The 18501-nt window shown below is 67.3% G+C and carries 18 protein-coding genes; 14 read left to right on the top strand and 4 right to left on the bottom strand.

Features of this window, described 5'->3' with window-relative positions:
* Nucleotides 1-16: 16 nt before the first annotated feature.
* The 3 genes from AC2ITM_RS10795 to miaA all read right to left on the bottom strand — a co-directional run bounded on the left by AC2ITM_RS10795 (nucleotide 17) and on the right by miaA (nucleotide 3662).
* On the bottom strand, nucleotides 17-1657 hold the full coding sequence (locus tag AC2ITM_RS10795) for an ABC transporter substrate-binding protein (protein WP_486466653.1): 1641 nt from the start codon (nucleotides 1655-1657) through the stop codon (nucleotides 17-19).
* A 181-nt stretch (nucleotides 1658-1838) separates the two neighbouring features.
* Entirely contained in the window at nucleotides 1839-2639 is an 801-nt protein-coding gene (locus tag AC2ITM_RS10790; protein WP_486466652.1) for a helix-turn-helix domain-containing protein, read from the bottom strand.
* A gap of 123 nt (nucleotides 2640-2762) precedes the next feature.
* Entirely contained in the window at nucleotides 2763-3662 is a 900-nt protein-coding gene (gene miaA / locus AC2ITM_RS10785; RefSeq protein ID WP_486466651.1) for a tRNA (adenosine(37)-N6)-dimethylallyltransferase MiaA, read from the bottom strand.
* A 113-nt stretch (nucleotides 3663-3775) separates the two neighbouring features.
* Here miaA and pyrH point away from each other — a divergent pair, with 113 nt between their 5' ends.
* From pyrH to lpxB, 12 genes are all read left to right on the top strand, one after another.
* A complete protein-coding gene (pyrH, locus tag AC2ITM_RS10780; RefSeq protein WP_486466650.1) occupies nucleotides 3776-4507 on the top strand; it encodes a UMP kinase in 732 nt (243 codons plus the stop codon).
* A gap of 165 nt (nucleotides 4508-4672) precedes the next feature.
* Complete coding sequence (gene frr / locus AC2ITM_RS10775) at nucleotides 4673-5236, top strand: ribosome recycling factor (protein ID WP_486466649.1); 564 nt, start codon at nucleotides 4673-4675, stop codon at nucleotides 5234-5236.
* 41 nt (nucleotides 5237-5277) lie between these two features.
* On the top strand, nucleotides 5278-6012 hold the full coding sequence (uppS, locus tag AC2ITM_RS10770; RefSeq protein ID WP_486466648.1) for a polyprenyl diphosphate synthase: 735 nt from the start codon (nucleotides 5278-5280) through the stop codon (nucleotides 6010-6012).
* 2 nt (nucleotides 6013-6014) lie between these two features.
* A complete protein-coding gene (locus AC2ITM_RS10765) occupies nucleotides 6015-6803 on the top strand; it encodes a phosphatidate cytidylyltransferase (RefSeq protein ID WP_486466647.1) in 789 nt (262 codons plus the stop codon).
* 4 nt (nucleotides 6804-6807) lie between these two features.
* Complete coding sequence (gene dxr, locus AC2ITM_RS10760; RefSeq protein ID WP_486466646.1) at nucleotides 6808-7992, top strand: 1-deoxy-D-xylulose-5-phosphate reductoisomerase; 1185 nt, start codon at nucleotides 6808-6810, stop codon at nucleotides 7990-7992.
* A complete protein-coding gene (gene rseP / locus AC2ITM_RS10755; protein WP_486466645.1) occupies nucleotides 7989-9347 on the top strand; it encodes an RIP metalloprotease RseP in 1359 nt (452 codons plus the stop codon). Before dxr ends, rseP begins: the two co-directional genes overlap by 4 nt.
* Nucleotides 9348-9501: 154 nt before the next feature.
* Nucleotides 9502-11853, top strand: coding sequence for an outer membrane protein assembly factor BamA (gene bamA, locus AC2ITM_RS10750; RefSeq protein WP_486466644.1), 2352 nt, complete (start codon nucleotides 9502-9504; stop codon nucleotides 11851-11853).
* 37 nt (nucleotides 11854-11890) lie between these two features.
* Nucleotides 11891-12589 (top strand): OmpH/Skp family outer membrane protein, encoded by a 699-nt coding sequence (locus AC2ITM_RS10745; protein ID WP_486466643.1) that lies wholly within the window; start codon nucleotides 11891-11893, stop codon nucleotides 12587-12589.
* Nucleotides 12590-12685: 96 nt separating this feature from the next.
* Nucleotides 12686-13153 carry a 3-hydroxyacyl-ACP dehydratase FabZ gene (fabZ, locus tag AC2ITM_RS10740; protein WP_486466642.1) on the top strand — a complete coding sequence of 156 codons (468 nt, stop codon included), beginning with the start codon at nucleotides 12686-12688 and terminating at the stop codon, nucleotides 13151-13153.
* A gap of 4 nt (nucleotides 13154-13157) precedes the next feature.
* Nucleotides 13158-13961, top strand: a complete 804-nt coding sequence (lpxA, locus tag AC2ITM_RS10735) for an acyl-ACP--UDP-N-acetylglucosamine O-acyltransferase (RefSeq protein WP_486466641.1) — start codon at nucleotides 13158-13160, stop codon at nucleotides 13959-13961.
* Nucleotides 13962-13971: 10 nt separating this feature from the next.
* On the top strand, nucleotides 13972-14790 hold the full coding sequence (locus tag AC2ITM_RS10730; protein WP_486466640.1) for an LpxI family protein: 819 nt from the start codon (nucleotides 13972-13974) through the stop codon (nucleotides 14788-14790).
* Nucleotides 14787-15950, top strand: coding sequence for a lipid-A-disaccharide synthase (gene lpxB, locus AC2ITM_RS10725; protein ID WP_486466639.1), 1164 nt, complete (start codon nucleotides 14787-14789; stop codon nucleotides 15948-15950). The genes AC2ITM_RS10730 and lpxB overlap by 4 nt, the downstream gene beginning before the upstream one ends.
* Before the next feature lie 135 nt (nucleotides 15951-16085).
* Here the strand turns inward: lpxB and mnmA are convergent, their stop codons facing one another.
* Nucleotides 16086-17231 carry a tRNA 2-thiouridine(34) synthase MnmA gene (mnmA, locus tag AC2ITM_RS10720; protein WP_486466638.1) on the bottom strand — a complete coding sequence of 382 codons (1146 nt, stop codon included), beginning with the start codon at nucleotides 17229-17231 and terminating at the stop codon, nucleotides 16086-16088.
* Between the two features lie 147 nt (nucleotides 17232-17378).
* Here mnmA and sciP point away from each other — a divergent pair, with 147 nt between their 5' ends.
* Together sciP and ctrA are read left to right on the top strand one after the other, a co-directional pair.
* Nucleotides 17379-17657 (top strand): CtrA inhibitor SciP, encoded by a 279-nt coding sequence (sciP, locus tag AC2ITM_RS10715; protein ID WP_486466637.1) that lies wholly within the window; start codon nucleotides 17379-17381, stop codon nucleotides 17655-17657.
* Between the two features lie 92 nt (nucleotides 17658-17749).
* Nucleotides 17750-18469 (top strand): response regulator transcription factor CtrA, encoded by a 720-nt coding sequence (ctrA, locus tag AC2ITM_RS10710; protein ID WP_486466636.1) that lies wholly within the window; start codon nucleotides 17750-17752, stop codon nucleotides 18467-18469.
* The last annotated feature ends 32 nt before the right edge of the window (nucleotides 18470-18501 follow it).

Raw genomic sequence — 18501 nt, 5'->3', positions numbered from 1 at the left:
GACGGGCGCCTGCCGGTCAGGCGTCCAGCCACCAGCGGTAATGGTGCAGCTCCAGCGTCGGGTGCATCTCGGCGCCCTGGACCCCGGGGCGGGCATGACGGAAGAGCGAGCGCCAGTAGGGCTGGATCATCGTCGCATCCTCCAGCAGCCGGGTTTCCAGCTGTGCCATGATCACCCGGCGCTGCCCGGCATCGGCCAGCGCCAGCGCCTGATCCAGCAGCGCGTCGAAGGCGGGATCGGCATGGCCGGTCTCGTTCCAAGAGGCACCGCTGCGGTAGGCCAGCGCCAGCACCTGCACTCCGAGCGGCCGCATGTTCCATTCCGTGGCCGAGAACGGATAGCCCTGCCAGTCCTTCCAGAAGGTCGAGCCCGGCAGGATCGTGCGCCGCACCCGGATGCCCGCATCGCGCAGTTGGGCGGCGACGGCATCGCAGGTTTCCGACTGCCACTGGTCATCGAGCGAGATCAGCTCGAATTCCGTCTCCGCCTGGCCCAACGACTGCAGCCGCGCCAGCGCGCCTTTCGGGTCGGTGGGAATGCCGGGCACGGCGGCATATTCGGGATGGATCGGGCAGACATGGTGGTTCTCGGCCACGGTGCCCAGGTTGCCATAGCCCAGTTCCAGGATGACGGCATTGTCGACCGCATCGACCAGCGCCCGGCGCACGGCCTGCTGGTCATAGGGCGCATGGGCGCGGTTGAAGCGCACGGTCAGCGTGGCGGCGGTGATCGCCTCGGAGCGCGTCCAGCCCAGCCGGTCGAGGGCGGCGATGAAATCCCCGGTGGTCTGGTAGGTCATGTCGATCTGGCCGTCTTCGGCCGCGGCGGCCCAGGTCGCCATGTCGGTGCCCAGGTCGATCAGCTCGATCCGGTCCAGCCAGGCGCCGTCGCCCCACCAGTCATGGGCGCTGTTGCGCACCAGCACCTGACGTTCGCCCACCAGGTTTTCGGCGGGCAGGTAGGGCCCGGTGCCCAGCGGCGCCACCGAAGGATCGCCGCCGTCATAGGACGGGTGCACCACCGCTGCCGGGTAATCGGCGAAACTGGGGATCAGGGTGATGTCCGGCACCGCGCAGGTGACATCCAGCGTATGCGGATCGACGATCGTCACCGCGCCCGCGCGCAGCTGGCCGGTGGCCGGATCGACCAGTGACGCCAGCCGCGTCGCCATGGAATTGCCCGCCACCGTCGTGTCGCACCAGCGCTGCAGGTTGAAGACCACGTCCTGCGCCACGAAGCCGTCGCCATTCGACCAGCGCACGCCCCGGCGCAGGTGCAGCCGGTAATGCGCGGCGTCCTCGCTGACCTCCCAATGGTCCAGCAGGCGGCCGTGGAACGTGCCGTCGCGGTCGTATTCCACCAGGTATTCCAGCCAGCCACGGGTGAAATTGGCCATCTCGGGCCAGTCGAAGGTCCGTGGGTCCTTCAGGGGGCGGGTGGTCATCTGGACGCGCAGCGTGCCGCCCCGGCGCGGCGCCTCCTGGGCGCTCGCGGGGCCGGGCAGGCCGCCCAGGGCATAGGCCGCCGCACCGCTGACCCCCAGGGCCGAGACGCGCGCCAGGAACTCTCGTCGCTCCAGCAGGCCGGCGCGGAATTCGCGGGCATACATGCGGGCGGCCGGATGCGGTCTGCCCGGGTGGCGTGTGGTGCTGGTCATGACGGTTCCCCCCTGTGCCTGGGGCCCGCCCGGCCGTAGGGCCGGGATGCACCGCGGCGGCCCCGGATGGTGCCGGGGTCCGCCGGGCGGCCCTGGGATCTGCATAGCACAGGATGCATCCGGTGCCGGTCAAATCCTTCGCATGTCCCTGTGGCGGGATTGCGATGCAAAAGGGGCGGTATCAGGCGCCTGGGCGGCGGCGCAGCGCATCGGGCAGCAGGCCGGTCTGCTGCTGGATGAAGGTCGAGAACTTGGCCGCCCCGCCAAAGCCCAGCATGTCCGCAATCAGGCTGAGCGGCAGGCGGCCGTCTTCCAGCATGGCGCGGGCCTCGTGCAGGCGGCGGCCGGCCAGCAGGTCCTCGGGGTCGACGCCGGCGGTGCGGGCCAGGCTGGTGGTCAGCGCCTGGGTGCTGACGCCCAGGTCATCGGCCAGCTCGGGCACGCCGCGGTTGGTGCGATAGTCGCGCGACACCATGCCTGCAAAGGCCGCGGCCAGGGCCTCGTCCTCGTTATGGGGGCGCGGGATCGAGCGTTCGGCCCGCAGCATCCGCCGCATCCAGATCGACAGCAGCGCGGCATGGGCCTCCAGCGCCTCGGCAGCATGGGGGCGGGCCTCTTCCTGCTCGCGGCGGATGGCATCGAGGCCCATCGTCAGCTCGGCCTGGGCGGGCGGCGTGCGCACCGAGATCAGCACCGTCTCGTTCGGCACCTGCACCATCGCCGAGGGCGGGATCAGCACCACCTCGCCATAGCTCTGGCGGCCGATGTCGAGGCTCATCAGCACATGCGCGGGCACGAACAGCGCGGCATTGGTCGACAGCCCCCGGCGCCGGCCGTTCACCACGCAGCGCCCGTGGCCACGGGCCAGGAACAGGAAGAAATGGTGGTCGCGCTCATGCGGCAGCTGCAGCCGCCAGTTGCCGCCGGCAGTGAGCCGCGAAAGGGTCATGCTGGTGACGGCAGGGGGCGATTGGTCGTTCAAGGTGGCAGGCTCCGGTTAAGGCGCGGATGGCTCCGGTCCTGTCTGCAAGGGTGGGGCCGGGGTGTCAGGATCGAGGGGCGGAAGATGGCCGGGGCGCATCGTCCTTGGATCGCGCAATACTACCTACTCCGCGGAAAATTGCAAAACCTCACCCGGGATCAGCGGGTTCCACAACGTCATGCGCGCGCGAAACCAGCTACGCTGGCGTTTTGCATACTGGCGGGTGGCAATGATCGCCCGTTCGCGGGCCTCGGTCAGCGAAATTTCGCCGCGCAGATGCGCGATCAGTTCCGGTCCGCCGATGGCCCGCGAGGAGGGCAGGGCGGGATCCCACCCGTCGAGGTTGGCCCGCGCTTCCTCCAGCGCGCCTTCCGCGAGCATCTGGTCGAATCGCCTCTCGATGCGGGGGGTCAGCCAGTCCTTGGGTGCCTGCAAAAGCAGCGGCAGCGCGTCGGACAGCGGCAGCCGGGGCTGCGGCGTGTCGTCCTGCCAGGCGGCAAGTCCCCGGCCGGTGGCCTGCTGGACCTCCCAGGCGCGCTGCACGCGGGCGGGGTTGGCGCGGTCGATCCGGCCGGCGGTCTCGGGGTCCAGTTCCGCGATCATCTGCGCCAGACCGCCTGCGGCGCGCAGCGCATTGCCCCGGGCGCGCACCACCTCGGGGATCGGCGGGATCTCGGCCAGGCCCTCGGTCAGGGCGGTAAAGTAGAGGCCCGTGCCGCCGATGATGATCAGCCGCTCGGGGCCGTCCAGCAGGCCCGAGACCTCGCGCAGCCAGTCGCCGACGCTGTAGGCCTGCTGCCGCCCGACATGGCCGAACAGCCGGTGCGGCGCCCGGGCGGTTTCCGCGACCGATGGCCGGGCCGAGACGATGCGCCAGTTGTCATAGACCTGCAGCGCGTCGGCATTGACGATCACGCCGCCCTGGCGTTCCGCGATGTCGAGCGCCAGCGCGGTCTTGCCAGAGGCCGTCGGTCCGGCAATCAGAACATGCTGCCCGGGCAGAAGGCGCAATGCCTGCATCATCGGCACACCCTAATCATCCGGTGCAAGTTCATGATTTCCCGCATTGAACCCCCCGGGCATTTCGGACATTTTGCGCCGGACCCCATCCAGCCCGGCTCGCAGAGGAGTGCACTATGTCCGAAACCGCCCAGGACCCCAAGTACAAACGGGTTCTTCTTAAGATTTCCGGCGAAGCTCTGATGGGTCCGCAGGGATTCGGTCTGCACCCGCCGACCGTCGAGCGCCTGGCGCTGGAAGTGAAGTCGGTGCATGACCTCGGCGTCGAGATCTGCATGGTGATCGGCGGCGGCAACATCTTCCGCGGCTTGGCGGGGTCCGCGCAGGGCATGGAACGCACCACGGCCGATTACATGGGCATGATGGCGACGGTGATGAACGCGCTGGCGATGCAGTCGGCGCTGGAAGGCTTTGGCGTCTTCACCCGCGTCATCAGCGCCATCCGCATGGACGAGGTGGCTGAACCCTACATCCGCCGCCGTGCCGTCCGCCACCTTGAGAAGAAGCGCGTCTGCATCTTCGCCGCCGGCACCGGCAACCCCTATTTCACCACCGATACCGCCGCGACCCTGCGCGCCAACGAGATGGCCTGCGAGGCGATCTTCATGGGCAAGAACGGCGTCGACGGGGTCTATGACAAGGACCCCAAGAAGCACGCCGATGCCAAGCGCTATGACTATGTGTCCTATGACGAGGCGCTGCAGAAGAACCTGAAGGTGATGGATGCCTCGGCCATTGCGCTGGCGCGTGACAACCACAAGCCGATCATCGTCTTCCCGCTGGACGAGCCGGGCGGCTTCAAGGGTATCCTGGCCGGCCAGGGCACCTATACCACGGTCCACGACTGAGGGCCGCCTGCCGGCGCTTTCGCGAACTGCCGCCCCGTCCGCCCCGGTGGACGGGACCTGCCTTTGCGTTGCCCGGCGTCGTGAAATTTGGCGCTGCTCTATACAACATGCCGTGACTGGGGCTATAGGAGCAGCGAATAAGCATACCCGAGGGGGAAAGAGCAGATGTCCGACGAATTCGAGCTCGATACCGACGCTCTCTCGCGCCGCATGGATGGTGCGATGACCAACCTGAAAACGGAATTCGCCTCGCTGCGCACCGGCCGTGCCTCGGCCTCGATGCTGGAGCCGGTGACCGTCGACGCCTATGGTCAGCCGACGCCGATCAACCAGCTGGGCACCGTCAACGTGCCCGAGCCGCGCATGGTCACGATCAACGTCTGGGACCGCGGCATGGTCGGCAAGGTCGAAAAGGCGATCCGTGAAAGCGGTCTTGGCATCAACCCGCAGCTCAACGGCACGATCATCATGCTGCCGATCCCCGAGCTGAACGAGGAACGCCGCAAGGAGCTGACCAAGGTCGCCGCCCAATATGCCGAGCACGCCCGCGTGGCCGTGCGCAACGTGCGCCGCGACGGCATGGACCAGATCAAGAAGGCCAAGGCCGACGGCATGTCCGAGGATGACCAGAAGTTCTGGGAATCCGAGGTGCAGGACCTGACCAACACCTATATCGCCAAGGTCGACAAGGCCCTGGAGGTCAAACAAGCCGAGATCATGCAGGTCTGATGCGCGCCCCCGCGCATCGGCAGAAGACGGAAGGAGATCCCATGGCGCAGGACGAGGCATCCGTTCCGGTCAGGCCCGGTCCGCGTCATGTGGCGATCATCATGGATGGCAACGGCCGCTGGGCGACGAACCGCGGCCGGCCGCGGCTGTTCGGCCACCACGCGGGCGCCAAGCGCGTCCGCGAGATCGTCGAGGCCTGCCCCGATTTCGGGGTCAAGTATCTGACGATCTTCGGGTTCTCGACCGAGAACTGGAAACGCACCCAGATCGAGGTGGCGGGGCTGATGAGCCTCTTCCGCTCTTATATCCGCAAGGAGGCGCGGGCGCTGCGCGACCAGAATGTCTGCGTGCGCTTCATCGGCGACCGCCCGGGGCTGGATCACAAGCTGCAGGCGCTGATGGACGAGCTGGAAGAGATGACGGCGCATTGCACCGGCACCAACCTGACCATCGCGCTGAATTACGGCGGCCGCGACGAGGTGGCCCGCGCCACCAAGCGCCTGGCCGAGGATGTCGCCGCCGGTCGCCTGAACCCGGCCGATATCGACGTGGAAACGCTGCCGAAATACCTGGATACCTGCGTGCTGCCCGATCCCGATCTGGTGATCCGCACCAGCGGCGAGGCGCGGATCTCGAACTTCCTGCTGTGGCAGTCGGCCTATGCGGAATACGATTTCGTCGACACGCTCTGGCCCGATTTCTCGCGCGAGGTCTTTGGCCGTGCGATCCAGAACTACGCCTGTCGCGACCGCCGCTTTGGCGGGGTGAAGGGCTGATCATGGCAGGGCGCAACTGGTCCGACCTGATGCCCCGCGTGCTGTCGGGGGTGGTGATGGTGCTGGGGGGCGGCGCGCTGATCTGGGCGGGCGGCACCTGGTTTCGGCTGTTCATCGCGCTGGTCTGCGGGGGCATGGCCTGGGAGCTGGCGCGGATGATCGCGCCCTATTGCAAGCGCGAGGCGCTGCTGATGGGCGCCATCGCCACCGTCTGCCTGGCGGCGGCGATCTACCTGCCGGGGGGGCTGGCGCTGCCGTTCCTGCTGATCCCCTCGATGGCGGGGATCGCGGTAGTGCCGCAGCGGCGCTCGATGTTCCTGACCTTCTGCGCGATGATCCTGCTGGCGGGCTACGGCATGGTGCGGCTGCGCGACGATCAGGGCCTGGGCTGGCTGGCCTGGGTCGTGGCCGTTGTCGTCGTCACCGATGTGGCGGGCTATTTCGCGGGCCGGCTGATCGGGGGGCCGAAATTCTGGCCGCGCGTCAGCCCCAAGAAGACCTGGGCGGGCACCACGGCGGGTTGGGTCGCCTCTGCGATCCTGGGCGCATGGGTCGGCCATTACACCGACCACGGCGTTGAAATCGCGGCCGTTTCCGTCGCTCTGTCGATGGCATCCCAGATGGGCGACATCGCCGAAAGCGCCGCCAAGCGGCGGGTGGGCGTGAAAGACAGCTCCAATCTCATTCCCGGCCACGGCGGGTTGCTGGACCGGTTCGACGGCATGTTGGGCGCGACGCTCATGCTGCTGATCACCGGGCCCTGGACCGGGCTCTTCTTCATCGCGGGGTAAACCCATGCGCAGGATCACCATCCTGGGTGCGACCGGTTCCATCGGTCAGAGCACCATCGACCTTATTGCCCGGGACCCGGACGCCTATGCCACCGAGGCCCTGACCGGCGGCCACAACATCGCCCAGCTGGCGCGGGACGCGATCCGGCTGAACGCCCGGCTGGCCGTCACCGCCCATGAAAGCCGCCTGGACGACCTGCGCGACGCGCTGTCGGGCACCGGGATCGAGGCCGCCGCCGGCGCGCAGGCGCTGGTCGAGGCGGCCGAACGTCCGGCCGACTGGGTGATGTCGGCGATCATCGGGGCTGCGGGTCTGGCGCCGGGTCTGGCGGCGCTGCGCAAGGGCACGACGCTGGCGCTGGCCAACAAGGAAAGCCTGGTCTGCGCCGGCCGTCTGATGCTGTCGGAGGCCACCGCCCACGACGCCCGGATGCTGCCCGTCGACAGCGAACATTCGGCGATCTTCCAGGCCCTTGGCACCGAAGACATGGCCTCGGTCGAGCGGGTGATCATCACCGCCTCGGGCGGCGCCTTCCGCGACTGGCCGATCGAGGCGCTGTCGCAGGCGACGCCGGAACAGGCCTCGACCCATCCGAACTGGGCGATGGGGCAGCGGATCACCATCGACAGCGCCTCGATGTTCAACAAGGCGCTGGAAGTGATCGAGGCGCGCGAATTCTTCCACCTGGATCCCGACCAGATCGAGGTGCTGATCCATCCCGAAAGCCTGATCCACGCCATGGTGGGCCATGTCGACGGCGGCCTGCTGGCCCATGTGGGCCCGCCCGACATGCGCCATGCCATCGGCTATGCGCTGAACTGGCCCGCCCGCGCGCCCCTGCCGGTCGAGCGGCTGGATTTCGCCAAGATCGGCCAGATGACCTTCCGGGCGCCCGATCCGGCGCGCTATCCGGCGCTGCAGATCGCCCAGCGGGTGATGCGCCGCGGCGGCCTGTCGGGGGCGGTGATGAACGCCGCCAAGGAGGTCGCGATGGATGCCTTCATCGACCGGCGGATCGGTTTCAACGACATGGCGCGCACCGTGTCGCGGGTTCTTGACCGCGCCGATGGCGATACGTCGCTGATCGACGCGGATTTCACCCTTGATAACGTGCTCGGCGCGGACCAGATGGGTAGGCTATGGGCGCGCGACGACCTGCCCGCCGTTACAGGAACTGGGACCGCATGACTTCTCTTCTGCCCCTCTTCGGGAGCACGCTTTACGTGGTCGTGGCCTTCGTGATCGCGCTGTCGATCATCGTCGCCATCCATGAATACGGGCATTACATCGTCGGCCGCTGGTCGGGCATCAAGGCCGAGGTCTTCTCGCTGGGGTTCGGGCCGGTGCTGGTGTCGCGGATGGACCGGCACGGCACGCGCTGGCAGATCGCGGCGCTGCCCTTCGGTGGCTACGTGCGTTTCCGCGGCGACGGCGATGCGGCCTCGGCCACCCAGGACGGCGAGGCGATCCGCGCCATGACCGCCGCCGAACGGCGCGAGACGATGATGGGTGCGCCGCTCTGGGCCAGGGCCGCGACGGTGGCGGCGGGGCCGGTCTTTAACTTCATCCTGTCGTCGGTGCTGTTCGCGGTGCTGCTGTTCGCACGCGGCGACGTGGCCCAGCCGATTGCCGTGGGCAGCCTGCGGGCGCTGCCGCCGGTTGCGGGCTCGATGCAGTCGGAACTGCAGCCGGGCGACCAGATCGTCGCCATCGGTGGCGTCACGCTGCCCGGCATGAGCGACGACACCGATGCCAGCGAAACCAAGACCGTGCCGCAGGACCCGCTGGTCGATTATACCGTCAAGCGCGACGGGGAACAGATCACCGTGCCCGGCCCCTATCCCTATCCGCCGCTGGTGGTGCAGCTGTCGCCCAATTCCGCCGCCTATGATGCGGGGCTGAAACAGGGCGACGTGATCACCGCCGTGGGTGGCGATCCGATCGTCGCCTTCGACCAGCTGCGCCAGAAGGTCGAGGGATCGAACGGCGCGCCGCAGGCGCTGACGGTCTGGCGACCGGGGCAGGCCGGGGATCTGCATTTCACCCTTGTGCCGCGCCGCGTCGATGAACCGGCTGCCAATGGCGGTTTCGTCACCCACTGGCGCATCGGCATCGCCGGCGGCATGGCCTTTGAACTGGCCACCACCCGGGCGGGGCTGTGGCAGTCGATCTCGGGCGGGGTGGTGCAGACCTGGCAGGTCATCGTGACCTCGCTTGACGGGCTGTGGAACATCGCCACCGGCGCCATTTCGTCGTGCAACATGACGGGGCCCATCGGCATCGCCAAGACATCCGGTGCGATGGCCAGCCAGGGCCTGGTCAGCTTCGTGTGGTTCGTCGCGGCGCTGTCGACGGGGGTGGGGCTGCTGAACCTCTTTCCGGTGCCGGTGCTGGACGGCGGCCACCTGGTCTTTCACGCCTGGGAGGCCGTCACCGGCCGTCCGCCCTCGGACGGGGCGCTGCGGGTGCTGATGATCGCGGGCATGACGCTGGTGCTGGCGCTGATGCTGTTTGCGCTGACCAACGACGTCACCTGCCCCTGAAAAAGGCACCGGACCGGACCGCCACTGGGGCGCGCCGGTCCGGCAGGCGGACCCCGGCCTGCAAGCTGAAAAGAAGGCGGGTCGTGTTTTGACAAGGGGTCACATACCCGGTACTCAGATTGCCAAAGAAGAGCAGTCTAGACGGGACAGTCACATGCCGAAGAACCCCGAAGCGGGAGCCGCCGCAGCACCGGTCCGCCCCCGCCTCTATTCCGCGCCGCTTGCAGCGGCGCTTTTCGTGGCCGTGTCCGGCTTTTCGATGGCCCTTCCGCAGGTCGCCGCCGCACAAAGCTACAGCTTCAGCAGCGTGGCCGTCGACGGCAACACCCGGATCCCCACCGGCACGATCCTGTCCTATGCGGGAATCGCGCGCGGCAAGGCCGTCAGCGCGGCGGATCTGAACGACGCCTATCAGCGCATCGTCGCCTCGGGCCTGTTCGAAACGGTCGAGCTGACGCCCTCGGGCGGCACGCTGAAGATCCACGTCGCGGAATATCCCACGATCAACAAGATCGACTTCGAGGGCAACGCGCGCCTCAAGGACGATGATCTGGCCAAGCTGATCAAGTCGAAGGTGCGCCAGGTCTATTCGCCCTCGCAGGCCGAGGCCGATGCCGCGCTGATCAGCCAGTCCTATACTGCCCAGGGTCGTCTGGCCGCCAAGGTCACGCCGCGGATCATCCGCCGGTCCGACAACCGCGTCGATCTGGTCTTTGAAATCTTCGAGGGCGGCGTCACCTCGGTCGAGCGGATTTCCTTCGTCGGCAACCGCACCTATTCCGACCGCCGCCTGCGTCAGGTGCTGCAGTCCAAGCAGGCCAACATCCTGCGCGCGCTGTTCAAGAACGACACCTTCGTCGCCGACCGGCTGCAGTTCGACAAGCAGGCGCTGACCGATTTCTACCATTCGCGCGGCTATGTCGATTTCCGCATCACCGGAGTCAACGCCGAGCTCTCGCCCGAGCGTGACGGCTATGTGGTGACCTACAACATCGAGGAAGGGCAGCAGTTCCACCTCGGCAAGGTCAATACCGTCAGCAATTACCCGGGCGTCGATGCCAAGGCCTATGCCGATGCGATCAAGATCCATCCCGGCATGGTCTATTCGCCGAACCTGATCGACAACTCGGTCACCCGGATGGAACGTCTGGCAGTGCGCAACGGCCTCGACTTCCTGCGCGTCGATCCCAAGATCACCCGCAACGACCGCGACCAGACGCTGGATGTCACCTTCGAGCTGAACAAGGGCAAGCCCATCTTCGTCGAACGGATCAACATCCAGGGCAACACCACGACGCTGGACCGGGTGATCCGCAACCAGTTCCACACCGTCGAAGGCGACCCGTTCAACCCGCGCGCCATCCGCGAGGCCGCCGAACGCATCCGCGCCCTTGGCTTCTTCAAGACCTCGGACGTGCAGGCCCGCAAGGGCAGCAGCGATAGCCAGGTGATCGTTGACGTCAACGTCGAGGAACAGCCCACCGGCTCGCTCAGCCTGGGTGGCACCTATTCGACCTCGGATGGCTTCGGCCTGGCGATCTCGTTGTCGGAAAACAACTTCCTCGGCCGTGGCCAGACCGCCAGCGTGACGCTGTCGGGCGCGTCCTCGGACCAGGTGTATGGCGCGAAATTCGTCGAGCCCAACCTGTTCGGTCGCGACGTCAAGCTGTCGATCGGGGCGAACTACGAAGCCACCGACAGCGATTATGCCTCCTACGACACCGATGTGACCTCGTTCACCACGGGGCTGACCTTCCCGGCGGGCGAGCTGACGTCCTACACGCTGCGCTATTCGGCGACGCTGTCGGACGTGTCGCTGAACGGTTCGACCGTGGGGTCGCTGATCACCGACGAGGCCGGGCGCGATCCGCAGCTGGCCTCGGCCATCGGCTATGGCTTCACCTATGACAGCCGCACCAGCGGGCTGAACCCGAACGCGGGCGTGCTGTTCCAGTTCGATCAGGACTTTGCCGGCGTCGGCGGCGACGAGGACTATGTGAAGACCTCGCTGAAGGCGATCGCGCAGACCAAGCTGCTGAACGAGGAACTGACCCTGCGCGCCACCCTGCGCGGCGGCACGATCAATTCGTTCAACGGCTCCAGCACGCTGGTGACCGACCGTTACCGGATCGGCAGTTCGATCATGCGCGGCTTCCAGTCCGACGGCATCGGCCCGCGCCAGCGCGCCTCGGACGGCAGCTATGACGACATGATCGGCGGTACCGCCTATGCGGTCGCCAGCTTTGACGCCGAATTCCCGCTGGGCCTGCCCGAAGAGCTGGGCATCACCGGCGGCGCCTTCATGGATGTGGGCTCGGCCTGGGGGCTGGATAAGACCGCGTCGGACGTGCTTTACGCCGATGGTCCGATCCGGGTGTCGGCCGGTGTGTCGATCTTCTGGAACACGCCGATCGGTCCGCTGCGCTTCAACTTCGCCCATGCGCTGAAGAAAGAGAAGTATGACCAGACGCAAGCCTTCGACCTGTCGGTCCGCACCAACTTCTGATCGGACGGGGCGTCTTGCAGGATCCGGCGGCCGGCTGATGCTGGCCGCCGGTCTGGCGCTGGCCCTCTCGGGTGGGGCAGTGCCCGCGCAGGAGCTGGGGCAGGGCGAGGCCGCGTCCCCCGCGGTGCAGCTGCCGCGCTCTCCGGTGTTGCTGATCGACACCGAGCGGCTGTTCAACGAAAGCCGCTTTGGCAAGGAGCTTGCCGACAAGGTCGAGACCCAGGCCAATGCCCTGGCGGCCGAGAACCGCAAGCTGGAGGCCGAGCTGGCCGCCGAAGAACAAAAGCTGACCGACGAACGTCCCACCATGGATCCGGTCAAGTTTCGTGCCCTGGCGGCGGCCTTCGACAAGAAGGTCACCCGCATCCGGCACGAGCGTGAACAGAAGGCCAAGGACCTGGGCCAGGACACCGATGCGGCGCGCAAGAAGTTCCTGCAGGCCGCGCAACCGGTGCTGAATGACATCATGCGCCAGTCTGGGGCAGCGGTCATGCTGGACCGGCGCGACGTCTTCCTGGGGCGCGAATCCGTCGACGTGACCGATGCTGCGATCACCCTGATCGATGCGCGGCTGGCGGATGCCGCAGGGGCGGCGCCCTCGGCCGATGCCGATCCCGGGCAGTTCGGCAAGGTCAATCCCGATGCCGCAGCCGGGGCCCCGGCCGCGCCGCCCGCCGACACCGGCCAGGAACCGCTGCTGGGCGCCCCCGTGACAAAGGTGCCGCAGCAACCCTGACCCCGCCGCATGCTTGCCGCATCGCGGCGGGCTTGCTAGGGGTTTGTCAAAGGACAGGCGTGGCCCGGCCGCGCGCAGAACGAGGACAGACCCCCGATGAGCCAAGAGCTTCAGACCGCCGATATCGCGCGCATCCAGCGCATCATCCCGCACCGCTATCCCTTCCTGCTGGTGGACAAGGTGGTCGATATCGACGGGCACAGCTCGGCCCGCGGGATCAAGAACGTCACCGTGAACGAGCCGCATTTCACTGGCCACTTCCCGAACAAGCCGATCATGCCGGGCGTCACCATCATCGAGGCGATGGCGCAGACCTCGGCCGTGCTGGTGGGCGTGGCGATGGAATTCGAGGACAAGGGCGCGCTGGTCTATTTCATGGGCATCGACGAGTGCAAGTTCCGCCGCATGGTGGTGCCCGGCGACGTGCTGGAGATGCAGGTCACCACGCTGCGCGGCAAGCCCGGCGGCAAGGTCTGGAAATTCAAGGGCGTGGCGACGGTCGACGGTGAAATGGCCTGCGAGGCCGAGTTCATGGCGATGATCGACATGCCGAAGGAGGCCTGAGGACATGGCCATCAGCCACGAAGCCTTCATCCATCCGCAGGCGCTCGTCGAGGACGGTGCGGTGATCGGGCCGGGCGCCCGCATCGGTCCCTTCTGCCACATCGGCCCCGAGGCGGTGATCGGCCCGAAGGTCGAGCTGATGAGCCATGTCGTGGTGCAGGGCGTGACCTCGGTCGGCGAGGAAACGCTGGTGCATCCCTTCGCGGTTCTGGGCGGCATTCCGCAGGACCTGAAGTTCAAGGGCGAGAAGACGCAGCTGACCATCGGCAAGCGCAACCGCATCCGCGAGCATGTCACCATGAGCACCGGCACCGCCGGCGGCGGCGGGCTGACCTCGGTGGGCGATGACGGGCTGTTCATGGCGGGCTGCCACGTGGCGCATGACTGCCATGTCGGCAACAACGTCATCCTGGTGAACAACTCGGCCCTGGCGGGCCATTGCATCATCGAGGACGAGGTGATCATCGGGGGCCTGTCGGGCGTGCACCAATGGGTGCGCATCGGGCGTGGCGCGATCATCGGTGCCGTCACCATGGTGACCGCCGACGTGATCCCCCATGGCCTGGTGCAGGCGCCGCGCGGCAAGCTGGACGGTCTGAACCTGGTGGGGCTGAAGCGCCGCGGCGTGGCGCGGGCCGACATCACCGCACTGCGCGCCGCCTTCCAGATGCTGGCCCAGGGCGAAGGCCCGTTCCAGGATCGCGCCCGCCGTCTGGGCGATGAAACCGAAAGCGACTACGTCCGCGAGATCGTCGCTTTCATCACCGGCGAGAGCGACCGTTCGTTCCTGACGCCGGGCAAGGCCTGAGGAGACCGCCATGAGTGAACAGGGACGGCTCGGCATCATTGCCGGGGCAGGGGCGTTGCCGGTGATGCTGGCACAGGTGGAACCGGGGGCCATGTGCCTGGCGATGGAGGGGACGTCCTGTGCCCTGCCAGAAGCGGCGCTGCAGCGGTTCCGCTTTGAAAAGCTGGGGGCGCTGTTCGACAGCCTGCGGGCGGGGGGCGTCACGCGGCTGGTGATGGCGGGCGCCATCGACCGGCCCAAGCTGGATCCGGCACAGGCGGATGCGACCTTCATGGCGGCGGCGCCGCGCCTGATGGCGGTGATGCAGGGCGGCGGTGACGACGCGCTGCTGCGCTTCGTGATCCTGCTGTTCGAGGAAGCGGGTTTCAAGGTGGTGGGCGCCCATGACCTGCTGCCGCAGCTGACCGCGCCTGCGGGGCTGGTGGGCGGGCCTGCGCCGTCGGATGCGGTGCTGGCCGATGCCGCGCGTGGCCGGGCGATCCTGTCGGCGCTGGCGCCGCTCGACGTCGGGCAGGGCTGCGTGGTGGAGCATGGCAACTGCCTGGGCATCGAGACCATGCAGGGCACGGATGCGCTGCTGTCCTACGTGGCGGCGACGGCACCGGCGCTGCGCCGGGGCGGCGGGGTTTTCGTCAAGTTCCCGAAAGAGGGCCAGGACCTGCGCGTCGACATGCCGGCGGTGGGTCCCGGAACGCTGCGCTCGGCCGCGGCGGCGGGGATCGGCTGCATCGTCATCGCGGCCCGCAGGGTGCTGCTGCTGGAGGCCGACACTCTGCCGGCGCTGGCCGAAGAGCTGGGCGTGACCCTGATCGCGCAGGACGCGGCATGAGGGTTTTCGTCATCGCCGGCGAACCCTCGGGCGATGCCCTGGGGGGCGCGGTGATGGCGGGTCTGAAGGCCCTCGTGCCGGGGATCCGGTTCGAGGGCGTCGGCGGCCCGCTGATGGCGGCCGAGGGGCTGGCCAGCCGCTTCCCGATGGAAGAGCTGTCGCTGATGGGCCTGGCCGAGATCCTGCCCAAGTATTTTCACCTGAAACGGCGGATCGCGGAATGCGCCGAGGCTGTGGTCCGAGATCCGCCGGATCTGTTGCTGACCATCGACAGCCCCGATTTCTGCCTGCGGGTGGCGCGGCTGGTGAAGGCGAAATCTTCGGTTCGGACAGTGCATTACGTGGCGCCGACGGTCTGGGCATGGCGGCCTGGGCGCGCCGCGAAGATGGCCGAGGTGATCGACCAGGTGCTGGCGCTGCTGCCGTTCGAGCCGCCGCTGATGCAGGCGGCGGGGATGGAGTGCGATTTCGTCGGCCATCCGGTGGTGACCCAGCCGGTGGCCGATGCGGCCGAGGTGGCGGCCTTCCGGGCGGCGCATGGGATCGGCGCGGCGCCGCTGCTGCTGCTGCTGCCGGGGTCCCGGCGGGGCGAGGTTTCGCGGCTGGGGCCGGTCTTTGGGCCGGTGCTGGAGCAGCTGTCGCGCGAGGTGCAGGGGCTGCGGGCGGTGCTGCCCGCGGCGGGCCATGTTGCGGGGCTGGTCGAGGCGCAGGTGGCGGGCTGGGCAGTCAAGCCCGTGGTGCTGGATCCGCGCGGTCAGGATGTGGCGGCGTTCGCGGCGACGAAACGCGCGGCCTTTGCGGCGGCCGATCTGGCGCTGGCGGCCTCGGGGACGGTATCGCTGGAGCTGGCGGCCTCTGACACGCCGATGGTCATCGCCTACCGGATGCACTGGCTGACCCAGGAGATCATCCGCCGCAAGTTGCTGATCGACACGGTGACGCTGGTCAACCTGGTGGCCGAGAGCCGCACGATCCCCGAATTCATCGCCGAGAAATGCCGGGCCGATCTGATCGTGCCGGCGCTGCAGCAGGTTCTGGCGTCCCCGGGGGCGCAGGAAGCGGCCATGCGGCTGACGATGGAGCGGCTGGGACGGGGCGGTGAGCCGCCGGGGATGCGCGCGGCACGGGCGATCCTGGAGCGGTTGCCGGGCCAGGGGTAGGGGGGCGCTGCCCCCCTCTTGAGCCTGCGGCCCAATTCACCCCCCGGAGTATTTCCGGCCAGATGACAGGGAACCGGGCGGGGACCGGCGCCTGTTAAGGCACCGGTAGGAATTGCGGGGGGCTGGTAAGGTTACCTAGTGGCCGCGCCAGATCCAGCCGCCGCCCAGGATGCGGCTGCCGACGGTTTCGTAGAAGACGCAGGCCTGGCCGGGGGAGATGCCTTCCTCGGGGGTGAGAAGCTCGACCTCGGCCTCGGTTTCGGAGATCGGGCGAAGGATCGCTTCGCGCGGCGGGCGGGTGGAACGGACCTTGACCGAGATCTCGTAACTGTCGCGGTCGGTGAACTTGCCCTGGCCCAGCCAGTTGATTTCGCGAATCGGTACGGTGCGGGTGGCGAGCATGTCCTTCGGGCCGACGATCACCTGCTTGGCATCGACATCGAGCTTGACCACGTAGAGCGGTTCGGCAAGGCCGCCGATGCCGAGACCGCGGCGCTGGCCGATCGTGTAGTGGATGACGCCCGTATGGCTGCCGAGGATGCGGCCGTCGACATGGACGATCTGGCCCGGTTCGGCGGCGCCGGGGCGCAGTTTCTCGATCACGGAAGCGTAATCGCCGTTCGGCACGAAGCAGATGTCCTGGCTGTCGGGCTTGTCGGCCACCGCAAGGCCATATTCCGCCGCCAGCGCCCGGGTCTCCGCCTTGGAGGCCAGATGGCCCAGCGGGAAGCGCAGGAACGACAGCTGCTCGGGGGTGGTCGAGAACAGGAAGTAGCTTTGATCGCGGTTGGCATCGGCGGCGCAGTGCAGCTCGGGGCCGTTTGCACCGATCTTGCGCTGGATGTAGTGGCCGGTCGCCATGCAGTCCGCGTCGAGGTCCTTTGCCGTTTCCAGCAGGTCCTTGAATTTCACCCGTTCGTTGCAGCGGATGCAGGGCACGGGGGTGGCGCCCGCGAGGTAGCTGTCGGCGAATTCGTCGATCACGGCATCCTGGAAGATGTTTTCGTAATCAAGGACATAGTGGGGGAAGCCCATTTCTTCGGCGACGCGGCGCGCATCGTGGATGTCGATGCCCGCGCAGCAGGCACCCTTCTTGGCAAGCGCCGCGCCATGATCGTAGAGCTGCAGCGTCACGCCGATGACGTCATAGCCCTCGGACTTGAGCTTGGCGGCCACGACCGAGCTGTCGACGCCGCCGGACATGGCGACGACGACGCGCGTCTGCTGAGGGGGCTTGGGAAAGCCCAGAGAATTCAGTCCGGTGGCGGTGTCCAGTCCCATGGCGGCTCCTGACTGCCCCGGGGTGGATGGGTCGGGGCGAAAAGACCGAGAGAATATAGGAAAATGCGAGACACTCTCAACCCCGCGTTTCACCCGCCGTTAAATCGCCGGCCCAAGGATGGGTGCGTTCCACGGAGGGTCGGAGTGATGTATCTCAAGAAGGTCCAGGGGCCAAGGGCGGTCACGCTGCCGGACGGTCGCGTGATGACGCGTGCGGATCTGCCGCCGCCGGAAACGCGACGGTGGGTGGCATCCCGCAAGGCAGCTGTGGTAAAAGCGGTGGTGCACGGGCTGTTGTCCCAGGAAGAGGCGCAGGAGAGATATGCCATCTCTCCCGAGGAATTCCTTGAATGGGTGAGTGCCGTGGCCAATCATGGCGAAGAGGCGTTGAAGGCAACGGCCCTGCAGAAGTTTAGACAACCCTGAGTTGTTGCAAAATTCAAGAACACCCGGTAACGTTGGGTTAACCAATTGGCGTCACCATCCTCCTGTCTGGGGATTAACGGAGAAATGCTGGCATGCGTGTGCTATTGGTGGAAGACGACCCGACCACGTCGAAAAGTATCGAGTTGATGCTGACCCATGCCAACCTGAACGTCTATACGACGGATCTCGGGGAGGAGGGCATCGACCTTGCAAAGCTCTATGACTACGATCTGATCCTGCTGGATCTGGGGCTGCCCGACATGAACGGGCACGAGGTGCTGCGCCAGTTGCGGCTGGCCCGGATCGAGACACCGATCCTGATCCTGTCGGGGGCCGATGATACCGAAAGCAAGCTGCGCGGCTTCGGGTTTGGCGCCGACGACTATCTGACCAAGCCCTTCCACCGCGAGGAGCTGGTGGCACGGATCCATGCCATCATCCGCCGTTCGAAGGGGCATTCGCAGTCGATCATCCGCACCGGCCGGATCGAGGTCAACCTGGATGCCAAGACGGTCGAGGCCGATGGCAAGTCGGTGCACCTGACCGGCAAGGAATACCAGATGCTGGAGCTGCTGAGCCTGCGCAAGGGCACGACCCTGACCAAGGAGATGTTCCTGAACCATCTCTATGGCGGCATGGACGAGCCCGAGCTGAAGATCATCGACGTCTTCATCTGCAAGCTGCGCAAGAAGCTGTCGACCGCCACCGAAGGCGACAATTACATCGAGACCGTCTGGGGCCGCGGCTATGTGCTGCGCGATCCCGAGCCTGCGCGGATCGACGAAAAGCGCATGGCGCTGGGCGCCGGCTGAACGCCCCCGGGGCAGATCACCGACGGACTGGA

This window comes from Pseudooceanicola sp. NS-SX9 (assembly GCF_057380705.1).
This window is presented reverse-complemented; position numbering and strand designations above follow the sequence as displayed.

What these genes read in the sequence shown, in the direction of transcription:
- AC2ITM_RS10765 (WP_486466647.1), top strand. Translation starts at nt 6,015, where the DNA reads ATGGCAGGGCGCAACTGGTCCGACCTGATGCCCCGCGTGCTGTCGGGG.
- AC2ITM_RS10730 (WP_486466640.1), top strand. Translation starts at nt 13,972, where the DNA reads ATGAGTGAACAGGGACGGCTCGGCATCATTGCCGGGGCAGGGGCGTTG.
- dxr (WP_486466646.1), top strand. Translation starts at nt 6,808, where the DNA reads ATGCGCAGGATCACCATCCTGGGTGCGACCGGTTCCATCGGTCAGAGC.
- mnmA (WP_486466638.1), bottom strand. Translation starts at nt 17,231, where the DNA reads ATGGGACTGGACACCGCCACCGGACTGAATTCTCTGGGCTTTCCCAAG.
- uppS (WP_486466648.1), top strand. Translation starts at nt 5,278, where the DNA reads ATGGCGCAGGACGAGGCATCCGTTCCGGTCAGGCCCGGTCCGCGTCAT.
- bamA (WP_486466644.1), top strand. Translation starts at nt 9,502, where the DNA reads ATGCCGAAGAACCCCGAAGCGGGAGCCGCCGCAGCACCGGTCCGCCCC.
- lpxA (WP_486466641.1), top strand. Translation starts at nt 13,158, where the DNA reads ATGGCCATCAGCCACGAAGCCTTCATCCATCCGCAGGCGCTCGTCGAG.
- ctrA (WP_486466636.1), top strand. Translation starts at nt 17,750, where the DNA reads ATGCGTGTGCTATTGGTGGAAGACGACCCGACCACGTCGAAAAGTATC.
- lpxB (WP_486466639.1), top strand. Translation starts at nt 14,787, where the DNA reads ATGAGGGTTTTCGTCATCGCCGGCGAACCCTCGGGCGATGCCCTGGGG.
- miaA (WP_486466651.1), bottom strand. Translation starts at nt 3,662, where the DNA reads ATGATGCAGGCATTGCGCCTTCTGCCCGGGCAGCATGTTCTGATTGCC.
- rseP (WP_486466645.1), top strand. Translation starts at nt 7,989, where the DNA reads ATGACTTCTCTTCTGCCCCTCTTCGGGAGCACGCTTTACGTGGTCGTG.
- frr (WP_486466649.1), top strand. Translation starts at nt 4,673, where the DNA reads ATGTCCGACGAATTCGAGCTCGATACCGACGCTCTCTCGCGCCGCATG.
- pyrH (WP_486466650.1), top strand. Translation starts at nt 3,776, where the DNA reads ATGTCCGAAACCGCCCAGGACCCCAAGTACAAACGGGTTCTTCTTAAG.
- AC2ITM_RS10795 (WP_486466653.1), bottom strand. Translation starts at nt 1,657, where the DNA reads ATGACCAGCACCACACGCCACCCGGGCAGACCGCATCCGGCCGCCCGC.
- fabZ (WP_486466642.1), top strand. Translation starts at nt 12,686, where the DNA reads ATGAGCCAAGAGCTTCAGACCGCCGATATCGCGCGCATCCAGCGCATC.
- AC2ITM_RS10745 (WP_486466643.1), top strand. Translation starts at nt 11,891, where the DNA reads ATGCTGGCCGCCGGTCTGGCGCTGGCCCTCTCGGGTGGGGCAGTGCCC.
- sciP (WP_486466637.1), top strand. Translation starts at nt 17,379, where the DNA reads ATGTATCTCAAGAAGGTCCAGGGGCCAAGGGCGGTCACGCTGCCGGAC.